This window comes from Pseudomonas sp. CM27 (assembly GCF_013179515.1).
Lineage (GTDB): Bacteria > Pseudomonadota > Gammaproteobacteria > Pseudomonadales > Pseudomonadaceae > Aquipseudomonas.
In genome coordinates this window covers 1-5,098 of sequence record NZ_JABMCN010000344.1, presented here as the reverse complement: position 1 = coordinate 5,098, position 5,098 = coordinate 1, and the positions used below count along the sequence as shown (strand labels likewise).

5 protein-coding genes and 1 pseudogene are annotated in these 5,098 nt (G+C 61.4%); 5 read left to right on the top strand and 1 reads right to left on the bottom strand.

Features of this window, described 5'->3' with window-relative positions; genetic code table 11:
- The 4 genes from HP547_RS27300 to HP547_RS27285 form a co-directional block, all read left to right on the top strand.
- Window positions 1–475 (top strand): histidine kinase (locus HP547_RS27300; protein WP_172288544.1); only part of this gene is annotated, 475 nt, incomplete at its 5' end.
- A 72-nt stretch (window positions 476–547) separates the two neighbouring features.
- Window positions 548–1,873: an MFS transporter gene (locus tag HP547_RS27295; RefSeq protein ID WP_172288542.1), complete on the top strand. Its 1,326-nt coding sequence runs from the start codon at window positions 548–550 to the stop codon at window positions 1,871–1,873.
- 94 nt (window positions 1,874–1,967) lie between these two features.
- Window positions 1,968–2,264, top strand: coding sequence for a type II toxin-antitoxin system MqsR family toxin (locus tag HP547_RS27290; protein WP_172288540.1), 297 nt, complete (start codon window positions 1,968–1,970; stop codon window positions 2,262–2,264).
- 2 nt (window positions 2,265–2,266) lie between these two features.
- Window positions 2,267–2,668, top strand: coding sequence for a type II TA system antitoxin MqsA family protein (locus HP547_RS27285; RefSeq protein WP_172226149.1), 402 nt, complete (start codon window positions 2,267–2,269; stop codon window positions 2,666–2,668).
- 69 nt (window positions 2,669–2,737) lie between these two features.
- Here the strand turns inward: HP547_RS27285 and HP547_RS27280 are convergent, their stop codons facing one another.
- The gene (locus HP547_RS27280; RefSeq protein ID WP_172226146.1) at window positions 2,738–4,420 is read right to left on the bottom strand and encodes an electron transfer flavoprotein-ubiquinone oxidoreductase; all 1,683 of its coding nucleotides are present in this window, start codon (window positions 4,418–4,420) and stop codon (window positions 2,738–2,740) included.
- A 532-nt stretch (window positions 4,421–4,952) separates the two neighbouring features.
- On the opposite strand from HP547_RS27280, the pseudogene HP547_RS27275 reads away from it, so the two are divergent.
- Window positions 4,953–5,098, top strand: a pseudogene (locus HP547_RS27275) (electron transfer flavoprotein subunit beta/FixA family protein); the annotation flags it as partial.

Below are 5,098 nucleotides of genomic sequence, written 5' to 3'. Positions count from 1 at the left end.
AAACAAGACCCTGCGCATCCTCATCGCCGACGCACACCCTTGCCAGCGCTTGCAGCTGGAGCGGCTGCTCAACGGCCTGGGCTACTTCCGCATAGCCCCCGTGGACAGTTTCGAGGAGCTGCAGCGCCTGGTGCATTGCGCCTTGCAGCCCTTCCACCTGCTGTTGGGCAATATCGAGCTGGCCAGCCATGCCGGGGTCGACCTGGAGCGCTTCTGCCGGGTCAGCACGCAAATCCAGCACGCCCTGCTTTACCACTCCACCCAGCTGAAGGTGCCTGCCGTACCGCAGACCGAGCGCCAGGCCGTCAGCCTGAGCCTGCCCCAGGTGCCCGATAACGAGGCGCTGGAGTCGTTCATGACGATCATCGACGCACCGCTGCTGGTCGGCAAGTTGCCGCTGCCAGGCGCCATGCCCGCTACCACGACGCGGCCACGGCCGCGCGCCAACTTCGCGCATACGGTGTTCAACCGCTAGCGACGCAGCGGGCAGGGCAACGCGGCAGGTATTTGTTATGCTCTTGCCCTTTGCCGATTTGCGGACCCTGCCATGACTGCCATCGATACCGCTCGCCCGCCGCGCTTCAGCCGCGGCGACCATCGGACCCTGGGCCTGGCGGCGCTGGGCGGCGCGCTGGAAATCTACGACTTCATCATCTTCGTGTTCTTTGCGCTAACCCTCAGCCAGCTGTTCTTCCCGCCCGAGATGCCCGAGTGGCTGCGCCTGCTGCAAAGCTTCGGCATCTTCGTCACCGGTTACCTGGCACGGCCGCTGGGCGGCATCCTGATGGCGCATTTCGCCGACCACCTGGGGCGCAAGCGGGTGTTCAGCCTGAGCATCCTGATGATGGCCCTGCCGTGCCTGCTGATAGGGGTGATGCCGACCTATGCCGACATCGGTTATGCCGCGCCGCTGATCCTGCTGGCCCTGCGCATCCTGCAGGGCGCTGCGGTAGGCGGCGAAGTGCCAAGTGCCTGGACCTTCGTCGCCGAGCATGCCCCGACCGGGCGGCGTGGTTATGCCCTGGGCTTTCTGCAGGCCGGGCTGACCTTCGGTTACCTGCTGGGGGCGCTGACCGCGACGTTGCTGGCGCAGCTGTTCAGCCCACAGGAAATCCTCGACTACGCCTGGCGCTATCCGTTCCTGCTGGGTGGGGTGTTTGGGGTAATCGGTGTGTGGCTGCGCCGCTGGCTTAGCGAAACGCCGGTGTTTCTGGCCCTGCGCGCACGCCAGCAGCAGCCGGTGAAGTTCCCGCTGCGGCGGGTGCTGGGCGAGCACCGTGGGGCGCTGATCCCGGCAACATTGCTGACCTGTGTGCTGACCTCTGCCGTGGTGGTGCTGGTGGTGATCACCCCGACGGTGATGCAACAGCGCTTCGGCATGAGTGCCGGGCATACCTTTGCCCTCAGCAGCGTGGGCATCGTCTTCCTCAACATCGGCTGCGTGCTGGCTGGCCTGCTGGTCGATCGCGTGGGCGCCTGGCGTGCGCTGATGCTCTACAGCCTGCTGTTGCCGCTGGGGATCGGCGCGTTGTACGCCAGCCTGGTGGGGCAGTGGGGCATGACCTGGCTGGCCTATGCGCTGGCCGGGTTGAGCTGCGGTGTGGTGGGCGTGGTGCCGTCGATCATGGTGGGGCTGTTCCCTGCGGAGATTCGCGTGTCGGGCATTTCCTTTACCTACAACGTGGCCTACGCGCTGTGGGCCAGCACCACGCCGCTGGCGCTGATCGCGCTGATGCCGTGGAGCCCGTGGGTGTGTGTCGGCTTTTGTCTGGTGATGGGCGCTGTGGGGCTGCTGACCGCCTTGTATTTCGGGCGTCGCGAGCCATTGGCGCTGGCGGCAGAGCCGATGCCGATCATGTGCGGTGACAAATGAGCCGGTAACGGCTGTGGGGTGGTGAGGCAGACTTCTGGGCGGGGGTTATTGGAATAACCTATTAGCCAAATTTAACCTGGAAGGTTAATTTCTCATGGAAAAGAGAACGCCTCACTGCCCGCTGGAGCGGGTGAAGGCCTTGGCTGCGGCAAGGCGAATCAGCCCTACGGGCGCTGCATTGAGAGGTGCCAAGGCGCTGGGAATGGATTTTTCGGGCATGCTTGAAGTAATCAACAGCTTGAGGCGCAATGATTTCTACAAGAGCATGACCAGCCATATTGATCATCGGGTCTGGCAGGACGTGTATCGCCCGCTTACAGCAATTGGGTACGTTTATCTGAAATTGTCCGTGGTAGACGACGTGCTCATCGTGTCTTTCAAGGAGTTGTAACCATGAGATGTCCAATATGCGGCGGCTCGGAGCTTGCACCTGACGTTCAGGGCATGCCCTATAGCTACAAAGGAGAGGCGACAGTGATCCCTGAAGTAAGTGGCGATTACTGTTCCGCATGTGGTGAATGTGTACTGAGTCATGATGAAGCCATGCGCGTCAGTCACCTGATGACGGTATTCGAGCGCCAGATCAACGCAACTGTTGTAGATCCTTCCTTTATTGCCTCCATACGCAGAAAGTTCGACCTCGACCAGCGCGAAGCGGGTGAGATTTTCGGCGGTGGGGTCAATGCATTCTCCCGCTATGAAAACGGCAAGACCACGCCGCCAGTGGCGCTGGTGAAACTGCTCAAGCTGCTGGACCGTCATCCAGAGCTTTTCGAGGAAGTGCGTACGGCCTGACACCAGGAGGCAACAAAAAGCCCCCGGCTCATGAGAAGCGGGGGCTTTTTGTCGTCAAGGGCAGGGGCCTTACATGTTCGGGTAGTTAGGCCCGCCAGCGCCTTCAGGGGTGACCCAGGTGATGTTCTGGGCCGGGTCCTTGATGTCGCAGGTTTTGCAATGCACGCAGTTCTGCGCGTTGATCTGGAAGCGCTTGTTGCCGTCTTCCTGGGTGACCACCTCGTACACGCCTGCCGGGCAGTAGCGCTGGGCCGGTTCGTCGTACAGCGGCAGGTTGCTGGCGATCGGCACGTTCGGGTCGGTCAGCTTCAGGTGGCAGGGTTGTTCCTCTTCGTGGTTGGTGCTGGAGAGGAATACCGAGCTGAGCTTGTCGAAGCTGAGTTTGCCGTCCGGTTTCGGGTAGTCGATCTTCTGCGAGTCGGCCGCCAGCTTCAGGCAGGCATAGTCCGGCTTGGTGTCGTGCAGGGTGAACGGCAGCTTGCCGCCGAACCAGTTCTGGTCCACGTAGTTGAACGCGCCACCGAGCAGCGGGCCGAACTTGTGCAAGGCTGGGCCGAAGTTGCGGCTGGCGAACAGTTCGTCATACAGCCAGCTGGCCTTGAACGCGCTGACATAACCGTCGAGCTGGTCACCACCCTCGCGGCCGGCGGCCAGGGCCTCGGCCACCGCTTCAGCGGCGAGCATGCCGGACTTCATGGCGGTGTGGCTGCCCTTGATCTTGGAGAAGTTCAGGGTGCCGAGATCGCAACCGATCAGCGCGCCGCCGTTGAAGACCATTTTCGGCAGCGAGTTCAGGCCGCCTTTGCAGATGGCCCGGGCACCGTAGCTGATGCGCTTGCCGCCTTCGAGGTACTGGCTCATCACCGGGTGGTGCTTGAGGCGCTGGAATTCGTCGAATGGCGACAGGTACGGGTTGGCGTAGGACAGGTCGACGATCAGGCCGACCACCACCTGGTTGTTTTCCAGGTGGTAAAGGAACGAGCCACCGGTGTTGTCCTTGGCCACCACGTCCAGCGGCCAGCCGGCGGTGTGCACCACCAGGCCCTGCTCATGCTTGGCCGGGTCGATTTCCCAGATTTCCTTCAGGCCGATGCCGTAGTGCTGGACATCGGACTCGTTGTCGAGATCGAAGCGCTTGATCAATTGCTTGCCGATGTGGCCGCGGCAGCCTTCGGCGAACAGGGTGTACTTGGCGCGCAGCTCCATGCCCGGGGTGTACAGGCCGTCCTTGGGGTTGCCTTCGCGGTCGACACCCAGGTCGCCGGTGACAATGCCGCGGACCACGCCGTTGTCGTCGAATAGCGCTTCCTGGGCGGCGAAGCCCGGGTAGATTTCCACGCCGAGGTTTTCGGCCTGCTGGGCCAGCCAGCGGCACAGGTTGCCCAGCGAGATGATGTAGTTGCCATGGTTGTGCATGGTCTTGGGCACGAACAGGTCAGGCACCTTGGTGGCGCTGCCGGCATCCTTGAGCACGTAGATGTCGTCGCGCTTCACTTCGGTGTTCAGCGGCGCACCGAGTGCTTTCCAGTCAGGGAACAGTTCGTTCAGGGCGCGGGGCTCGAACACCGCGCCGGAGAGGATGTGGGCGCCGACTTCAGAGCCTTTTTCCACCACGCAGACGCTGATTTCGCTACCGGTTTCGGCGGCCTTCTGCTTCAGGCGGCAGGCGGCGGACAGGCCTGCCGGGCCGGCGCCGACGATGACCACGTCGAATTCCATGTATTCGCGTTCCACAGGTTCTCTCCTACTCATCAAGGCTCGTGCTGTTGCTTTGTCTTATGGGTGCTTGCGCACAGTGGCTCATCACGGGAGCGAAACTGTAGCTGCGCAAATGACGGACTACACCGTTTTGTCTTGGCCGCGCATTATATCTACACCACTTGGCGGGTCCAATACAAACGTTTGTTTGAATTTGCCGCAGGCCAGTAAAATCACAGGAACGCGGCTGGAGGGTGACCGATTTGCCGTATTGACCGGATGGGGTGTTACGGTCAAGATACGAGCGGTTTTACGTTCGCCGTAGGCTTGCAGCCGGGCGCAGGTACACCTCTAAAGACCAGGTGTGGAGCAGGGTTTTCGGGCTGAAATCCGGTTTGTAGTGGAGTTTACACGCCACGACAGAAAATGACCCGCGAGTATTTGTCGCAAGAGTCCGGTCATGACTGTTCGGTCACTGTGAAGTTGCTGCCTCCCGCTACGTCTTCAGAGGTGCCCTTGTACCCACGCGCATCGCTGGGCTCTGCCCCAGGCGACTATCTATTCACCGGAGAGTAACGAGGAATCCATGAAGGTTCTTGTAGCTGTCAAACGAGTGGTCGACTACAACGTCAAGGTTCGCGTCAAAGCGGACAACTCCGGCGTCGACCTTGCTAACGTCAAGATGTCCATGAACCCCTTCTGCGAAATCGCCGTGGAAGAGGCCGTACGCCT

Bases quoted from the DNA above. Each gene is read 5' to 3' on its own strand.
- HP547_RS27290 (WP_172288540.1), top strand. From the start codon at position 1,968: ATGGAAAAGAGAACGCCTCACTGCCCGCTGGAGCGGGTGAAGGCCTTG.
- HP547_RS27295 (WP_172288542.1), top strand. From the start codon at position 548: ATGACTGCCATCGATACCGCTCGCCCGCCGCGCTTCAGCCGCGGCGAC.
- HP547_RS27280 (WP_172226146.1), bottom strand. From the start codon at position 4,420: ATGAGTAGGAGAGAACCTGTGGAACGCGAATACATGGAATTCGACGTG.
- HP547_RS27285 (WP_172226149.1), top strand. From the start codon at position 2,267: ATGAGATGTCCAATATGCGGCGGCTCGGAGCTTGCACCTGACGTTCAG.